A 14407-nucleotide genomic window follows, 5' to 3' on the forward strand; every position below is an offset into this window, starting at 1 on the left:
GCTTACTTACCCGCCTTTCCGACCTTGCGGCGGATGACTTCGCCCTCGTACTTGACACCCTTGGCCTTGTACGGGTCGGGCTTGCGCAGCTTGCGGATGTTGGCCGCAACCTCGCCAACCTTCTGCTTGTCGATGCCCTCGACCGAGAAACGGGTCGGGTTCTCCACCTTGAAGGTGATGCCCTCGGGGGCCTCGACGGTGATCGAGTGGCTGTAGCCGAGGGCGAACTCGAGGTTCGATCCCTTGGCCGCAACGCGGTAACCGACACCGCTGATCTCGAGCTTCTTCACGTAACCCTGGGTCACGCCGGTGATCATGTTCGCCACCAGCGTGCGGGACAGGCCGTGCAGGGCCTTGTTCTGACGCTCGTCGTTGGGGCGGGTGACGTTGAGAACGCCGTCCTCACCCTTGGCGATGTCGATCGGCGCTGCGACGGTGTGGGAGAGGGACCCCTTGGGGCCCTTCACCGAAACCGTACGGCCGTCGATGGTGACGTCCACGCCGGCGGGAACCGTGATGGGGAGCTTGCCAATACGCGACATAGCTGTTTCCTCCGATTCCTTTCCGCTACCAGACGTAGGCGAGAACTTCTCCGCCTACGCCCTTCTTGCCGGCCTGCTTGTCGGTGAGGAGCCCGTGCGACGTGGAGATGATCGCCACGCCCAGGCCGCCGAGCACCTTCGGCAGGTTGGTGGACTTCGCGTACACCCGGAGACCGGGCTTGGAGATCCGCTTGATGCCCGCGATGGAGCGCTCACGGTTCGGGCCGAACTTCAGCTCGAGGACGAGGTTCTTGCCGACCTCGGCGTCCTCGACCTTCCAGCCCGTGATGAAGCCCTCCTGCTGGAGGATCTCCGCGATGTGAGACTTGATCTTGGACGCCGGCATCGTCACTGAGTCGTGGTATGCCGAGTTCGCGTTCCGCAGACGCGTAAGCATGTCTGCGATCGGATCAGTCATGGTCATGAATTGGCCTTCGGCCTCTCTCGCCGGGGTTTCCAGGTGCCCATCCCTCTCCTCGATCCGAGACGAGGCGGGTGCGGTGCGGTGGACCTACGGCGTAGTAAGTCGTATGGGCGTCAGGGCGCCCAACCCTCCTAGCCTAAGCCATGGAGGGTGGGCCCCTGACCAATCCCTTTACTTACCGAGAGCTTCGGGAGTCCCTAAAAGACGGGACTACCAGGAGCTCTTGGTCACGCCCGGCAGCTCGCCACGGTGAGCCATCTCACGAAGGCAGACGCGGCACAGGCCGAACTTGCGGTACACGGAGTGCGGACGGCCGCAGCGCTGGCAGCGCGTGTAGCCACGTACACCGAACTTGGGCTTGCGAGCAGCCTTGGCAATCAGAGCCTTCTTCGCCATCTCGCTCACGCCTCCTTGAAGGGGAAGCCGAGGTGACGAAGGAGGGCGCGGCCCTCAGCGTCGTTGGTCGCCGTGGTGACCACGGTGATGTCCATACCCCGGGTACGGTCGATCTTGTCCTGGTCGATCTCGTGGAACATGACCTGCTCCGTGAGACCGAAGGTGTAGTTGCCACGGCCGTCGAACTGCTTGGGGGACAGGCCGCGGAAGTCGCGGATGCGCGGCAGCGCGAGCGACAGGGTGCGGTCCAGGAACTCCCACATGCGGTCGCCACGGAGCGTGACGTGGGCACCGATCGGCTGACCCTCACGCAGCTTGAACTGCGCGATGGACTTGCGGGCCTTGGTGACGGCCGGCTTCTGACCGGTGATCGTGGTGAGGTCGCGGATGGCGCCCTCGATCAGCTTGGAGTCGCGGGCGGCGTCGCCCACACCCATGTTGACCACGATCTTGACGAGGCCGGGGATCTGCATGACGTTCTCGTAGGAGAACTCCTCACGCAGCTTGCCCGCGATCTCCTCGCGGTACTTCGTCTTGAGACGCGGGTTCGTGGTGGTAGTCATCAGATGTCCTCACCCGTCCGCTTGGCAACGCGGATCTTGTTGCCCTCGTCGTCGAAGCGGTAACCGACACGCGTGACGACCTTGTTGCCGTCCTTCTCAACGACCAGCTGGACGTTGGAGACGTGGACAGGCGCCTCGGTCGTGACGATGCCACCGGCCTGCGAACCGCTGGCGGTGGGGCCGGCCTTGGTGTGCTTCTTGACCCGGTTGACACCCTCGACCAGGACGCGGTCCTCGCGGGGGAAGGCCGCGATGACCTTGCCCTGCTTGCCCTTGTCCTTACCGGTGATGACCTGGACCAGGTCGCCCTTCTTGATCTTCATGCTTACAGCACCTCCGGCGCGAGCGAGATGATCTTCATGAACTTCTTCTCGCGCAGCTCCCGGCCGACCGGGCCGAAGATACGGGTGCCACGAGGGTCGCCGTCGTTCTTCAGAATGACGGCGGCGTTCTCGTCGAAGCGGATGTACGAGCCGTCCGGACGGCGGCGCTCCTTGACGGTGCGAACGATGACCGCCTTGACGACGTCACCCTTCTTCACGTTGCCGCCGGGGATCGCGTCCTTGACGGTGGCGACGATGACGTCACCGATGCCCGCGTAGCGGCGACCGGAGCCACCGAGCACACGGATGCAAAGGATTTCCTTCGCACCAGTGTTGTCGGCGACACGCAGTCGCGACTCCTGCTGGATCACGTCTATCTCCTGTTTGTCTGCCGGTTCCCCGGGAGCCGCTCAGCGGAGCGGCTCCCGGAGCCTGGCGGAACTGTCCTGCGAGGAATGCCCCGCAGGAGGATTTACTTGGCCTTCTCGAGGATCTCGACGACGCGCCAACGCTTCGTGGCGGACAGCGGGCGGGTCTCCGCGAGGAGGACCCGGTCGCCGACGCCGGCAGCGTTCTGCTCGTCGTGCGCCTTGAGCTTGTTGGTACGGCGGATGACCTTGCCGTACAGCGCGTGCTTGACGCGGTCCTCGACGGCGACGACGACGGTCTTGTCCATCTTGTCGCTGACGACGAGACCCTCGCGGGTCTTGCGGAAGCCGCGGGCCTCTGCAGTCTGCTCAGTCACGTTGCTCTCACTCATCAGGCGCTCTCCACCGTCTCGATGCCCAGCTCGCGCTCACGCATCAGGGTGTAGATCCGCGCGATGTCCTTACGGACGGCCTTGAGCCGACCGTGGTTCTCGAGCTGACCCGTCGCCGCCTGGAAGCGGAGGTTGAACAGCTCTTCCTTGGCTTCGCGGAGCTTGTTGAGAAGCTCCTCGTCACCCAGTTCGCGCAGCTCGGACGCCTTGGTACCGGCCGACATCACGCTTCACCTGCCTCGCGCTTGACGATCCGGCACTTCATCGGCAGCTTGTGGGCTGCGCGAGTGAGGGCCTCACGGGCGATCTTCTCGTTGGGGTAGGACAGCTCGAACATGACCCGACCCGGGTGCACGTTCGCGATCCACCACTCGGGCGAACCCTTACCGGAACCCATGCGGGTCTCGGCGGGCTTCTTCGTGAGCGGGCGGTCCGGGTAGATGTTGATCCAGACCTTGCCGCCACGCTTGATGTGGCGGGTCATCGCGATACGAGCCGCCTCGATCTGGCGGTTGGTCACGTACGCCGGCGTGAGGGCCTGAATGCCGTACTCGCCGAACGCGACCGTCGTACCACCCTTGGCCTGACCGCGGCGCTTGGGGTGGTGCTGCTTGCGGTGCTTGACCCTACGGGGGATCAGCATGTCCCTCAGGCCTCCGTTCCGGTGCTCTCAGCCGGAGCGGCAGCCGCCGGAGCCTCGGCCTTGGGGGCCTCGGCGGCGGGAGCCTGCTGCGGCTTACGACCGCGACCGCCACGCTCGCCACCACGGCCACCACGGGCCGGGCGGTCGGCGCCGCCGCCACCGCCACCACGGGCCGGGCGGTTGCCGGCGCGGGCTGCGGCGTTCTCTGCGCGGACCTCGGCGATGTTCTTGACGTCGCCCTTGTAGATCCAGACCTTCACACCGATACGGCCGAAGGTCGTCTTGGCCTCGAAGAAGCCGTAGTCCACGTTCGCGCGGAGCGTGTGCAGGGGCACGCGGCCCTCGCGGTAGAACTCCGAGCGGGACATCTCGGCGCCACCGAGGCGGCCACCGCACTGGATCTTGATGCCCTTGGCGCCGGCCTTCATCGTGCCCTGCATGCTCTTACGCATGGCGCGACGGAAGGAGACGCGGGAGGAGAGCTGCTCGGCAACGGCCTGGGCAACCAGCTGAGCGTCGGTCTCGGGGCTCTTGACCTCGAGGATGTTCAGCTGGACCTGCTTGCCCGTGAGCTTCTCGAGGTCACCGCGGATGCGGTCGGCCTCGGCGCCACGGCGGCCGATGACGATGCCGGGACGCGCGGTGTGGATGTCCACACGCACACGGTCACGGGTGCGCTCGATCTCCACCTTCGAGATACCGGCGCGCTCCATGCCGGACGTCATCATCCGACGGATGGCGACGTCTTCCTTGACGTAGTCCTTGTACAGCTTGTCGGCGTACCAACGGGACTTGAAGTCCGTGGTGATGCCGAGCCGGAACCCGTGCGGGTTTACCTTCTGGCCCATTACCGGGTTCCTTCCTTGCTGCTGACGACCACGGTGATGTGGCTGGTCCGCTTGCGGATCCGGTAGGCACGGCCCTGGGCGCGCGGACGGAACCGCTTCAGGGTCGGGCCCTCGTCGACGTACGCCTCGGAGATGACGAGGCTGTCGGCGTCGGTGTGGTCGTAGTTGTGCGCGGCGTTGGCGATGGCGCTGTCGAGCACCTTGCCGACGGGCACTGAGGCTGCCTGCGGAGCGAATCGCAGAACAGCCTGAGCCTCCGTGGCGTCCATGCCACGGATAAGGTCCACCACGCGGCGGGCCTTCATGGGCGTAACGCGGATGTACCGCGCCTGGGCCCTGGCTTCCATGGTTGTCCCTCTCAGTTACTTACGTGTCTGAATGCGATCCGCGTTTAGCGGCGCTTCGACTTCCGGTCGTCCTTGACGTGACCCCGGAAGGTGCGCGTCGGCGAGAACTCGCCGAGCTTGTGGCCGACCATCGACTCGGTGACGAACACCGGGATGTGGATCTTGCCGTTGTGCACCGCGAGCGTGTGGCCGAGCATGGCCGGCACGATCATGGAGCGACGGGACCAGGTCTTGATGACGTTCTTGGTGCCTGCTTCGTTCTGGGCGTCCACCTTCTTGATCAGGTGGTCGTCGACGAAGGGCCCCTTCTTGAGACTGCGCGGCATCTAAACCCGCTCCTAGCGCTTCTTGTTCGTCTTGCGGCGGCGGACGATGTACTTGTTCGAAGCCTTCTTCGGCGAACGAGTACGACCCTCCTTCTGACCCCACGGCGAGACCGGGTGGCGACCACCGGAGGTCTTGCCCTCACCACCACCGTGCGGGTGGTCAACCGGGTTCATCGCCACACCGCGAACGGTCGGACGGACGCCCAGCCAGCGCTTACGACCGGCCTTGCCCCAGTTGATGTTGCTCTGCTCGGCGTTGCCGACCTCGCCGACCGTGGCGCGGCAGCGCTGGTCGACCAGGCGGATCTCACCGGACGGCATACGAAGGTGGGCCATCGTGCCCTCCTTCGCGAGCAGCTGCACCGAGGCGCCGGCGGAGCGGGCGAACTTGGCGCCGCCACCGGGACGGATCTCGATCGCGTGGATCGTGGTACCGACCGGGATGTTGCGGATGGCCAGGTTGTTGCCCGGCTTGATGTCGGCCCCGGGACCGTTCTCGACGCGGTCACCCTGCTGCAGGTTGCGCGGGGCGAGGATGTAGCGCTTCTCGCCGTCCGCGTAGTGCAGCAGCGCGATGCGCGCGGTGCGGTTGGGGTCGTACTCGATGTGCGCGACCTTCGCCGGCACGCCGTCCTTGTCGTGACGACGGAAGTCGATCACGCGGTAGGCGCGCTTGTGTCCGCCACCCTGGTGGCGAACGGTCACACGACCGGCGTTGTTACGGCCGCCCTTGCTGTGCAGCGGGCGGACCAGCGACTTCTCCGGCGTGGACCGCGTGACCTCGACGAAGTCGGCGACGCTCGAGCCACGACGGCCCGGCGTAGTCGGCTTGTACTTGCGGATTCCCATTTCTCAGTCCTCGTCCGATATCGGACGATCCGACCCGCTTACGCGGTCGGACCGCCGAAGATGTCGATACGGTCGCCCTCGGCAAGGGTCACGATCGCGCGCTTGCTGTCGGCACGCTTGCCGAAGCCCGTCTTCGTCCGCTTGCGCTTGCCCTGGCGGTTGATCGTGTTGACGCCGGTGACCTTGACCGAGAAGACCGCCTGGACGGCCTGCTTGATCTGGGTCTTGTTGGCGCCGGGGGCCACGATGAACGTGTACTTGCCCTCGTCGAGAAGCGCGTAGCTCTTCTCGGACACGACCGGCTTCAGCAGGACGTCACGGTGGTCCGTGAACGACTTGCTGGCCGGCGTGACGACGGTGTTCTTGCCCTCGGTGGCGTGACGCTTCGCCTTGGCGACGCGCGCTACCTTCTTGGCCTTGGCGGCCTTCGAGGCGATGCTCGGGTGACGCGTAGCCATCAGGCTTCGCTCCCTTCGGTGTCAGCGGCCTTGGGGCCAGACACGAAGGACTCGAAAGCGGCCTGGGTGAAGACCACGTCGTCCGAGACGAGAACGTCGTACGTGTTCAGCTGGCCCGGCTCCAGGATGTGGACCTGGGGCAGGTTTCGGGCGGACAGCCACGCGGCCTCGTCGGCACGGTCGATCACGAGCAGCAGGTTCTTGCGCTCGCTGATCTTGCCGAAGAGCGTCTTGGCGGCCTTCGTCGAAGGCGACTCGCCCTCGATGACGCCGGAGACGACGTGGATGCGGTTGTTGCGGGCCCGGTCGGTGAGGGCGTGGCGCAGGGCCGCGGCCTTCATCTTCTTCGGGGTCCGCTGCGAGTAGTCACGCGGGGTGGGGCCGTGAACGACGCCACCGCCGGCGAACTGCGGCGCACGGGTCGAACCCTGACGGGCGCGGCCGGTGCCCTTCTGGCGGTACGGCTTCTTGCCGCCACCACGGACCTCGCCACGACGCTTGACCTTGTGCGTGCCCTGACGGGCGGCGGCCAGCTGCGCGACGACGACCTGGTGAAGCAGCGGGATGCTGATCTTCTCTACGTCGAAGATCTCGGCCGGGAGCTCAACGGTCCCGGCGGTGTCGCCGGAGGGCGACAGAATGTCAATGGTGCTCATAGTCCTCAGGCCCCCTTGGCCGCGGTGCGGACCAGGACGAGGCCGCCGTTCGGACCAGGAACCGCGCCCTTGATGAGGAGCAGGCCCTTCTCCGCGTCAACGGCGTGAACGGTCAGGTTCTGGGTGGTGACCCGCTCGTTGCCCATGCGACCCGCCATGCGGAGGCCCTTGAACACACGGCCCGGGGTGGCGCAGCCACCGATGGAACCGGGAGAGCGGTGCTTGCGCTGGGTGCCGTGACCGGCGCCGAGGCCCTTGAAGTTGTGACGCTTCATGACACCGGCGAAGCCCTTGCCCTTGCTCTTGCCGGTCACGTCCACCTTGACGCCGGCCTCGAAGACCTCCGCGGAGATCTCCTGGCCCAGCGTGTACTCGGAGGCGTCCGCGGTGCGGATCTCGACGAGGTGGCGGCGGGGCGTGACGTCGGCCTTGGCGAAGTGACCCTTGAGGGGCTTGTTCACCTTGCGAGGGTCGATCTCGCCGAAGGCGATCTGGACCGACTCGTAGCCGTCGACATCGTTCGTACGCACCTGGGTCACGACGTTGGGGCTGGCCTTGACGACGGTGACCGGAACAACACGGTTGTTCTCGTCCCACACCTGCGTCATGCCGAGCTTCTCGCCCAGGATGCCCTTGATCTGCTTAGCCATTCTCAGATCACCGGCCTTCAGAGCTTGATCTCGATGTCGACACCGGCCGGGAGGTCGAGTCGCATCAGAGAGTCAACGGTCTTGGGGGTCGGGTCGAGGATGTCGATCAGGCGCTTGTGCGTGCGCATCTCGAAGTGCTCGCGCGAGTCCTTGTACTTGTGCGGCGACTTGATGACGCAGTACACGTTCTTCTCAGTGGGCAGCGGCACCGGGCCCGCGACCGACGCACCAGTGCGAGTCACCGTCTCGACGATCTTCTTCGCCGAGGAGTCGATGACCTCGTGGTCGTAGGCCTTGAGCCGGATGCGGATCTTCTGTCCCGCCATGGCTACTCCGTAGTCCTGTCTATTTACCGCTCTGGAACCCGGCGTTCCTTTGACTTCCGCCGACCCACGCGGTCGGGTGTGTCGCACTCTCACCGACACAGATGTCCCTTGTTCGAACATCCCTTGTCTGGGAAAGAGGTCCACCGGGCGCCTGGCCAGTGCCGCACTACGCTTCCCGAAAGATTCCCGTACGTCCGCCCCAGCGCTGCCTTACGGCAGTTGGGGCGACGAGTACTGTGGGACTCGCTTCCGGTCCTCCCGGCGGGAGGCGCACAGCATCAACACTCGACCGAGCAACCCCGCTAGTCTGCCATACGGGGCACGGGCCTGGCCAATCGAGCCGGAGACCTTACCCCGAGAGTGACGCAGGTCAAACACGAGTCCTCTTTGCAACAAAACGTGGCTGAGCGGACGTATGTCCTCCACACCTGGTCTACGCTGTGCCGCCTGTTGCACACGGAGCGCGTGGGGACGCGCTCGGGGGTTGGGGGGCTTGCACATGTCATCAGTGCTGCGCAGATCCGGTCGCTGGCTTTTGCGGCTCGGGATATCCGTCGGAACGGCCGTCCTGGTTCTCGGCCTGCTCCCGGTCACGGCTGAGGCACATCGCGACGGATGCCACCGCTGGCACTCGTGTCCGTCCGACACTGGGTCGTACGTCTGCGGGGATCTCGGCTACGACACCTACTGCGGAGGCACAGGGGGAGGCGGTCTCCCGGAAGATCTCCCGGAATCGCTGGACCTCACCGCACCGAAGCAGCCGAAGATCGCCCGGCCGCACGCGGTCGCGGGAGGCAGGGTCAGCCTGACCGTCACGGCGGAACAGGGCTCTCGGATCGAGGTGGCCGAGACCGACGAGTACGACTTTGCCGGGGACACGGTGGCGACGGCCACGGCGACCGGCGGCGCCCAGACGATCACCTTCAAGGCCGCCGACGGCAGCCACACGTACTCGGTCACCGCCACGGACAGCGCCGACAACGTCAGCGACGCCTCCGACGACATCACCGTCGACGTGGACGGCGACGCGCCAGAGGTCACCGGCTTCTCCGTCGTCGGTCCGGACACCACGACCGCCACCACGACGGTGTCCTTCGGCTCCGAGGCGGAGGCGGCGTACAAGCTGACCGTGTCGGGCCGCGAAGAGCGGCTGACCGGCACGGTCGACGACAGCGGCAGGGTCTCGGACGCGGCACTCGTCCTCCCGGACGGCAGCTACACCCTCCGGCTCACGGTCACGGACAAGGCGGGCAACGCCGGGCACGCGGAGCAGAAACTCCGCGTGGACCTCGGCAAGCTCACTCCTCGGCTGACCGCCGAACAGAAGCCCGGGGTCGGCCTCGTACGGTTCGGCGTCACCGCCCCGCCGAAGAGCAAGGGCAGCCTCACGTACGGCGACACCGTGCGGCGGACCTTCACGACGGACGCCGACGGCCGGGCCGAGGTCAGTGCGGAGATGTCGGACGGCAGCTATCCGGCGCCGGTCCTCGAGGTCACCGACCGCTATGGACGTCAGGGTCGTACGAGTGGTCGGAAGCTGGTCGTCGACACGGCTGCCCCCGGGCTCACGGTCACATCGGACAGTGCCCGCGCGGCTCACGGTGGCCTGTCCCTGACCGTGACGACCGAGGCACGCGCCAAGGTCGAGATCGCGTACGGCACGGGCGCGCCGAGGCTCTTCACCTCCTCCGGACACGCGACCGCGGTGAGCAGGGCCTTCTCCCCCGGCACCTACCGTGTCACGGTCACCGCCACGGACCCGTACGGCAACGTCACGACCAGACGGCTGAGCGTGACGGTGGAGGACCGGCGTACCGCGGGCGACTGGCTGGTCCTGCTGCTGCAGGTGCTCCTCGTCCTCGCGCTGATCGTGGCCGCCCTGTACGTCCACCACCGCACGCGGCCGAGCCGCGAGGCGCGTCGGGCGAGGCATGCGGTCGAGCGGTACGAGCGGACTCTGGCCGACTGGGAGCGCGAGCGGACCCGGCTGGTCGAACTCGCCGAGTTCGCCGCTGAGTTGGGGGAGGTGGAGCCGGGCACCGGGGGATGGCTCGCCGCCTGGGGTCGGCGCCGACGGGGCGAGTCCGTGTGGTGGGTGACCGATGCCGACATGGTGCAGCCCGCCACGAACGGCCAGGAGATCGCCGTACGCGACTCGGGCTCCCTGGTGGTCACCGACCAGCGGCTGGTGTTCATGGGCCGTACCCGGCGCGAGTGGCTCTTCGCGAAGCTGGAACACGTCGAGCACCTCGGCCATGACACCACGCTGATGCAGGTGAGCAACCGCGCGAACGTGTCCGGGGTCCGCTACCGCCGGGAATCGGAGAGGACCCGCCTCGCCATCGAGTCGGCTGTCGCCGACGCGCCCAGGGGTGTGGCGCCCGCCCTGGGAGCCGGGCGCGGGCCCGTGCTGTCCCGCGTGCGGCAGGCGATCACGGCCCACGACCGCCGCCGACCCGCCGCACCGCAACCGGCTGCGGCCGCCGCGCAGCGCGAGCCGACGGGCGCGGCGGTCTGATCCGCTGTGGACCGGCCCCCAGGACGGTGCTCTCATGAAGTGCATGCGGGTACGGGGGCCATGGGGGATCAGGCGGAGCGGCTGGTGGTTGCTCGTCGGCGCGGCTGCGGGGGTGTCGTCCGCCTCCTGGCTGACGGCCAGGCTGCTGCCCGGTGCGGTGGCTGGAGCGGTCGTCGCCGTGGCCGCGACGGCGGGCGCGGTCCTGTCCCAGCGCGGCCAGCGGCTCGTCGAGGAGAGCGCACGGCATTCCTCGGCGTTCCAGGAGAAGTTGCTGGTCGACGACCGCGGCACGGTCCCCCGGGTGCGGGACCTTGCGGATCCGCTCGATGCCGGTGTCCACCCGGCCGCGCCGATGGGCGACGCCGATGTCCCTGGGGCACGGGTGCCGCCGTTCGTCCGCCGAGATCTGAGCGGTGAGATCGAGGAGGCGGTGCGTAACCGTCCCTTCGTCCTGGTGGTCGGCGAGTCGACGGCGGGCAAGACCCGGGCGGCCTTCGAGGCAGTCCGCTCGGTGCGGCCCGAGGCCGCGTTCATCGCGCCCGACCCAGCCGCTTCGTCAGCGCTTCAGGCAGCCGCGGCAGCGGTGCAGCGCGAGCGTTCCTCGGTCGTCTGGCTGGACGACATCGACCGGCATCTGGCGGCCGGAGCGCTGACGTCTTCCCTGCTGCGACGGTTCGCCTCACCCGGAGTCGGCCGTGCCTGCGTGGTCGTGGCGACGATCAGGGCACAGGAGCGGGCTCGCCTCACGAACGCGAGAGAAGCAGGCGATGCGCTGGGCGCGCGCACCGTCCGGGACGTGTTGGGCCAGGCCCACGAGATCCGACTCGACCGTCGCTGGCACCAGGGCGAGGTGGACGGGGCCCGGGAGCACCACGGAGACAGCCGCCTGGCGCGGGCCGTCGACAACGCGGGGCGTTACGGCATCGCCGAGTTGCTGGCCGCCGGCCCGCAGCTGCTGACCGCCTGGCAGGACGCCTGGGCACCCGGGAGCGGACACGTCCGCGGTGCCGCGCTGGTGAGCGCAGCGGTCGAGGCTCGCCGGGCGGGGTGGAGCCGTCCACTGCCGGTCGCGCTCCTGCGAGAACTCCACGAAGACCATCTGGCCGCGCGCGGCGGTCCTTTGCTCCGCCCGGAGAGCTGGAGCGAAGCGCTTGCCTGGGCCACGACCCCGCTGCTCGCCACGAGCAGCCTTCTCCTCCCCCGGGACCAGCCGGACACCTACTACGTCTTCGACTACCTCCCCGACGCCGTGGACGCCGGCCCTTCCACCACGCCGATCCCGGACACCACTTGGGCCCGGCTGATAGCGGCGGCCGAACCCGGCCTCAGCGAGGACCTCGGCTGGACGGCCCTCGGGCAGATGCGCCATACGGCGGCCCGGGACGCGTTCACCCGAGCCCTGGATGGCGGCGTCCTCACCGCCGCCTCAGGCCTGGCACAGCTCCTGGGAGACCGCTTCCAGATCGACGAGGCCTGTCGGCTCCTGCGCACCACGCTCGCCTCGGCTCCACCTGGCACGCCACCGGAGACGCTGTTCTCCCTGCGCTCGTCCCTGGCCTGGTGGAGCGGTGCGGCAGGCAACGGCGCGGAGGCCCTCGGACTGGTCTCCACCCTCCGTGACGACGTCCGGGGCAGGTACGGCGACGACCATGCGATCACCATCGGCGTCACGCAGAACGTCGCCCGTTGGACAGGCACTCACGGCCGGACCCAAGAGGCACTGGCGCTGTCCCTCGACGTCGAGGAGCGTGCCCTACGTCTGTTCGGCCCCGATCATCCGCTGGCCTTCCTCGCCCGCTTCGAGGTCGCGGTCTGGACACGCGACGACGGGGCGATCCGGCTGTGGCAGGACCTCGCGGCCGACGCCCGCCGAGTCCTCGGAGACATCAACCGGACCACCAACGACGTGCTCTGGAACCTGGCCGGGAGGCTGGCCTCGTCAGGCGACACCACCCAGGCCCTGCGGATCCTCACGAAGGTCGTCCAGGACCGAGCGGCCATCTTCGGCCCCGACCACCCGTGGACCTTCGCGAGCCGTCTCCAGCTCGCGGGCCTGTACGGCGAGACCGGTCGGCTGCCCGAGGCACAGTCCCTGCTGACGGCGACGGTGGACGAGTCGGCGCGGGCTCTGGGCCACGGCCACGAACTCACCCTCGCGGGACGCCATCAGCAGGCCCTGTGGGCAGCGCTGTCCGGCAGACAGGAGGACGTCTCGGCTGCCCTGGCAGCCCTGCTCGCCGACTGCGAACGACACCTCGGCCGCGACCATCCGCTCACCGAGGACTGCCGAGCCAGGGCTGCCGACCCCACTCGCCCGCCGTGGTACTACGAGCCGCCGTCCTGGTGACGGACGTGCGGGAGGAAGGCGGACCAGGCCTCCGGTACGACGGCGAGCCTGGGCCCGTCGGTCTGCTTGGAGTCGCGGACGTGGACGGTTCCGGGCGTGAGGGCGAGCTCCACGCAGGAGTCACCCTCACTGCCGCTGCTGTAGCTGCTCTTGAACCACACCAGCTCGCTCATGTCTCCCCCAGCAGTTGTTCGATGAATGCCGTCGACTCACGGGGTGTGAGCGCCTGCGCCCGGATGATGCCATAGCGCAGTTCGAGGATACGGAGCTGCCTGGGCTCGGCGACAGGCCGTCCGCCGGCCACCACCGGTGAACGCCCCACCGCCGAGCCGTCGGTGAACTTCAGCACCTCGATGCTGCCGTCCACTCCCGCGTGCTCCTCCCGGTCCATCGGCATCACCTGAAGCTCGACGTTCCCCAACTGCGCGATGTTCAGGAGGTGTTCGAGCTGGCGGCGCAGCACCGCCCGCCCGCCGAGCGGCCGCCGCAGCGTCCACTCCTCCAGGACGAACCCGAGCTCGGGCGCGGGATCCCGCTCGAACACGGCCTTACGGGCCACGCGTGCCGCGATGAACCGCTCCACCTCGTCCGCGCTGTAGGCGGGGCGCCGCATGAGGAGCAGCCCGCGCGCGTACTCCGGGGTCTGCAACAGCCCGTGGATGTTCAGCGGGTCGTACAGCTGGATCTCGACCGCCCTGGCCTCCGACTGCGCCAGGTCCCGCACCTTCTTCGGGTACCGGACCTTCCGCACGTCCTCCTTCATCGCGGCGATGAGTCCGCCCGCGTCCAACACCCTGTCGGCGTCGTCCAGATACTCGGGCCGGGGAATCCGCTTCCCACCCTCGATCTTGTAGACGAGGTCCTCGCCGTACCCGACCGCCTCCCCGAACTCGGCGGCCCGCATCCCCACCGCCTCCCGCCGCAGCCTCAACTGCCGCCCCACGGTGGCGATGACCGCCAGCCCCCACTCGTCGTCCGGGTCCACCTCCCAACCGGGCTCGTCCGCCTCGGTCCTGAGCCGCCCCGCCTCCGCGTCCACCGACATCGCGCGCCCCTTCCGAACAGTGACCGTGAGCAACGGTCCCGTCACTCTCATGACGGTAAGCGGAAGTGGCCACGCTGAGTGACATGAATCAAGAAACCCGGCCCACCGCTGCCGTACGCCCGACAGCGCGCCCCACCGCAACGCGGCTCGCCGCGTGCCGGTGATCCAGCGCTCGGCCCCACGCGTGATCAAAGCTTTTCCATGACCTCGGGGCAAATACCAACCCCACCCGACCCCACCGAGCCCCTGCAGCAACCCTGGTCACCCGGAAGAGTGGCGTTCCTCAACTCAGCTGGATTTGCTACCGGTTCGCTGGCATATGCTCGCCGCGACCACACAACAGCAGACATGCGACGGCCCCCGCCGGGACGGCAATCCCAGTGCGA

At 67.9% G+C, this 14407-nt stretch carries 21 protein-coding genes; 2 read left to right on the forward strand and 19 right to left on the reverse strand.

The annotated features are described in order from the left end of the window. Positions 1-2: 2 nt before the first annotated feature. The 17 genes from rplF to rpsJ all read right to left on the reverse strand — a co-directional run bounded on the left by rplF (position 3) and on the right by rpsJ (position 8111). Complete coding sequence (gene rplF / locus ACFYRX_RS03965) at positions 3-542, reverse strand: 50S ribosomal protein L6 (protein WP_326665475.1); 540 nt, start codon at positions 540-542, stop codon at positions 3-5. A gap of 25 nt (positions 543-567) precedes the next feature. After that, positions 568-966 carry a 30S ribosomal protein S8 gene (gene rpsH, locus ACFYRX_RS03970; protein WP_007384075.1) on the reverse strand — a complete coding sequence of 133 codons (399 nt, stop codon included), beginning with the start codon at positions 964-966 and terminating at the stop codon, positions 568-570. Between the two features lie 210 nt (positions 967-1176). Beyond that, positions 1177-1362 (reverse strand): type Z 30S ribosomal protein S14, encoded by a 186-nt coding sequence (locus ACFYRX_RS03975; RefSeq protein WP_003948630.1) that lies wholly within the window; start codon positions 1360-1362, stop codon positions 1177-1179. Between the two features lie 5 nt (positions 1363-1367). Further along, positions 1368-1925: a 50S ribosomal protein L5 gene (gene rplE, locus ACFYRX_RS03980; protein ID WP_389096362.1), complete on the reverse strand. Its 558-nt coding sequence runs from the start codon at positions 1923-1925 to the stop codon at positions 1368-1370. After that, complete coding sequence (gene rplX / locus ACFYRX_RS03985) at positions 1925-2248, reverse strand: 50S ribosomal protein L24 (protein WP_127832083.1); 324 nt, start codon at positions 2246-2248, stop codon at positions 1925-1927. Before rplX ends, rplE begins: the two co-directional genes overlap by 1 nt. A 2-nt stretch (positions 2249-2250) precedes the next feature. After that, positions 2251-2619, reverse strand: coding sequence for a 50S ribosomal protein L14 (gene rplN / locus ACFYRX_RS03990; RefSeq protein WP_003998823.1), 369 nt, complete (start codon positions 2617-2619; stop codon positions 2251-2253). A gap of 101 nt (positions 2620-2720) precedes the next feature. Next, positions 2721-3008 carry a 30S ribosomal protein S17 gene (gene rpsQ / locus ACFYRX_RS03995; protein ID WP_007384073.1) on the reverse strand — a complete coding sequence of 96 codons (288 nt, stop codon included), beginning with the start codon at positions 3006-3008 and terminating at the stop codon, positions 2721-2723. Next, positions 3008-3232, reverse strand: a complete 225-nt coding sequence (rpmC, locus tag ACFYRX_RS04000) for a 50S ribosomal protein L29 (protein WP_005481220.1) — start codon at positions 3230-3232, stop codon at positions 3008-3010. Before rpmC ends, rpsQ begins: the two co-directional genes overlap by 1 nt. Then, a complete protein-coding gene (gene rplP / locus ACFYRX_RS04005; protein ID WP_004927269.1) occupies positions 3232-3651 on the reverse strand; it encodes a 50S ribosomal protein L16 in 420 nt (139 codons plus the stop codon). Before rplP ends, rpmC begins: the two co-directional genes overlap by 1 nt. 5 nt (positions 3652-3656) lie before the next feature. Further along, positions 3657-4499 (reverse strand): 30S ribosomal protein S3, encoded by an 843-nt coding sequence (gene rpsC / locus ACFYRX_RS04010; RefSeq protein WP_389096364.1) that lies wholly within the window; start codon positions 4497-4499, stop codon positions 3657-3659. Next, positions 4499-4846 (reverse strand): 50S ribosomal protein L22, encoded by a 348-nt coding sequence (rplV, locus tag ACFYRX_RS04015; protein WP_030619142.1) that lies wholly within the window; start codon positions 4844-4846, stop codon positions 4499-4501. The genes rpsC and rplV overlap by 1 nt, the downstream gene beginning before the upstream one ends. Positions 4847-4890: 44 nt before the next feature. Then, positions 4891-5172, reverse strand: a complete 282-nt coding sequence (gene rpsS / locus ACFYRX_RS04020; RefSeq protein WP_052580781.1) for a 30S ribosomal protein S19 — start codon at positions 5170-5172, stop codon at positions 4891-4893. 12 nt (positions 5173-5184) lie between these two features. Beyond that, entirely contained in the window at positions 5185-6021 is an 837-nt protein-coding gene (gene rplB / locus ACFYRX_RS04025; RefSeq protein ID WP_057584677.1) for a 50S ribosomal protein L2, read from the reverse strand. 38 nt (positions 6022-6059) lie between these two features. After that, positions 6060-6479: a 50S ribosomal protein L23 gene (gene rplW / locus ACFYRX_RS04030; protein WP_389096367.1), complete on the reverse strand. Its 420-nt coding sequence runs from the start codon at positions 6477-6479 to the stop codon at positions 6060-6062. Further along, complete coding sequence (gene rplD / locus ACFYRX_RS04035) at positions 6479-7135, reverse strand: 50S ribosomal protein L4 (protein ID WP_057607914.1); 657 nt, start codon at positions 7133-7135, stop codon at positions 6479-6481. The genes rplW and rplD overlap by 1 nt, the downstream gene beginning before the upstream one ends. A 5-nt stretch (positions 7136-7140) precedes the next feature. Continuing rightward, a complete protein-coding gene (gene rplC / locus ACFYRX_RS04040; RefSeq protein WP_020118531.1) occupies positions 7141-7785 on the reverse strand; it encodes a 50S ribosomal protein L3 in 645 nt (214 codons plus the stop codon). A 17-nt stretch (positions 7786-7802) separates the two neighbouring features. Beyond that, on the reverse strand, positions 7803-8111 hold the full coding sequence (gene rpsJ, locus ACFYRX_RS04045; protein WP_003948644.1) for a 30S ribosomal protein S10: 309 nt from the start codon (positions 8109-8111) through the stop codon (positions 7803-7805). 499 nt (positions 8112-8610) lie between these two features. Here rpsJ and ACFYRX_RS04050 point away from each other — a divergent pair, with 499 nt between their 5' ends. Both ACFYRX_RS04050 and ACFYRX_RS04055 read left to right on the forward strand, forming a co-directional pair. Next, entirely contained in the window at positions 8611-10629 is a 2019-nt protein-coding gene (locus tag ACFYRX_RS04050) for an Ig-like domain-containing protein (protein WP_389096369.1), read from the forward strand. Between the two features lie 34 nt (positions 10630-10663). Then, positions 10664-12976, forward strand: coding sequence for a tetratricopeptide repeat protein (locus tag ACFYRX_RS04055; RefSeq protein WP_389096371.1), 2313 nt, complete (start codon positions 10664-10666; stop codon positions 12974-12976). Here ACFYRX_RS04055 and ACFYRX_RS04060 read toward each other — a convergent pair. Next, positions 12955-13149, reverse strand: a complete 195-nt coding sequence (locus ACFYRX_RS04060; RefSeq protein ID WP_389096373.1) for a DUF397 domain-containing protein — start codon at positions 13147-13149, stop codon at positions 12955-12957. The genes ACFYRX_RS04055 and ACFYRX_RS04060 overlap by 22 nt on opposite strands. Then, entirely contained in the window at positions 13146-14021 is an 876-nt protein-coding gene (locus tag ACFYRX_RS04065; RefSeq protein WP_389096375.1) for a helix-turn-helix domain-containing protein, read from the reverse strand. Before ACFYRX_RS04065 ends, ACFYRX_RS04060 begins: the two co-directional genes overlap by 4 nt. Positions 14022-14407: the final 386 nt, after the last annotated feature.

The organism is Streptomyces sp. NPDC005374 (assembly GCF_042872225.1).
In the GTDB taxonomy this organism is placed as follows: domain Bacteria; phylum Actinomycetota; class Actinomycetes; order Streptomycetales; family Streptomycetaceae; genus Streptomyces.

Excerpts from the sequence above, each read along its gene's own strand:
- rpmC (WP_005481220.1), bottom strand. The coding sequence starts at position 3,232 with ATGTCGGCCGGTACCAAGGCGTCCGAGCTGCGCGAACTGGGTGACGAG.
- rplD (WP_057607914.1), bottom strand. The coding sequence starts at position 7,135 with ATGAGCACCATTGACATTCTGTCGCCCTCCGGCGACACCGCCGGGACC.
- rpsH (WP_007384075.1), bottom strand. The coding sequence starts at position 966 with ATGACCATGACTGATCCGATCGCAGACATGCTTACGCGTCTGCGGAAC.
- rpsQ (WP_007384073.1), bottom strand. The coding sequence starts at position 3,008 with ATGAGTGAGAGCAACGTGACTGAGCAGACTGCAGAGGCCCGCGGCTTC.
- rpsS (WP_052580781.1), bottom strand. The coding sequence starts at position 5,172 with ATGCCGCGCAGTCTCAAGAAGGGGCCCTTCGTCGACGACCACCTGATC.
- rplV (WP_030619142.1), bottom strand. The coding sequence starts at position 4,846 with ATGGAAGCCAGGGCCCAGGCGCGGTACATCCGCGTTACGCCCATGAAG.
- rplC (WP_020118531.1), bottom strand. The coding sequence starts at position 7,785 with ATGGCTAAGCAGATCAAGGGCATCCTGGGCGAGAAGCTCGGCATGACG.
- ACFYRX_RS04055 (WP_389096371.1), top strand. The coding sequence starts at position 10,664 with ATGAAGTGCATGCGGGTACGGGGGCCATGGGGGATCAGGCGGAGCGGC.
- ACFYRX_RS03975 (WP_003948630.1), bottom strand. The coding sequence starts at position 1,362 with ATGGCGAAGAAGGCTCTGATTGCCAAGGCTGCTCGCAAGCCCAAGTTC.
- ACFYRX_RS04060 (WP_389096373.1), bottom strand. The coding sequence starts at position 13,149 with ATGAGCGAGCTGGTGTGGTTCAAGAGCAGCTACAGCAGCGGCAGTGAG.
- rplE (WP_389096362.1), bottom strand. The coding sequence starts at position 1,925 with ATGACTACCACCACGAACCCGCGTCTCAAGACGAAGTACCGCGAGGAG.
- ACFYRX_RS04050 (WP_389096369.1), top strand. The coding sequence starts at position 8,611 with ATGTCATCAGTGCTGCGCAGATCCGGTCGCTGGCTTTTGCGGCTCGGG.
- rplB (WP_057584677.1), bottom strand. The coding sequence starts at position 6,021 with ATGGGAATCCGCAAGTACAAGCCGACTACGCCGGGCCGTCGTGGCTCG.
- ACFYRX_RS04065 (WP_389096375.1), bottom strand. The coding sequence starts at position 14,021 with ATGTCGGTGGACGCGGAGGCGGGGCGGCTCAGGACCGAGGCGGACGAG.
- rplP (WP_004927269.1), bottom strand. The coding sequence starts at position 3,651 with ATGCTGATCCCCCGTAGGGTCAAGCACCGCAAGCAGCACCACCCCAAG.
- rplW (WP_389096367.1), bottom strand. The coding sequence starts at position 6,479 with ATGGCTACGCGTCACCCGAGCATCGCCTCGAAGGCCGCCAAGGCCAAG.
- rplX (WP_127832083.1), bottom strand. The coding sequence starts at position 2,248 with ATGAAGATCAAGAAGGGCGACCTGGTCCAGGTCATCACCGGTAAGGAC.
- rpsJ (WP_003948644.1), bottom strand. The coding sequence starts at position 8,111 with ATGGCGGGACAGAAGATCCGCATCCGGCTCAAGGCCTACGACCACGAG.
- rplF (WP_326665475.1), bottom strand. The coding sequence starts at position 542 with ATGTCGCGTATTGGCAAGCTCCCCATCACGGTTCCCGCCGGCGTGGAC.
- rpsC (WP_389096364.1), bottom strand. The coding sequence starts at position 4,499 with ATGGGCCAGAAGGTAAACCCGCACGGGTTCCGGCTCGGCATCACCACG.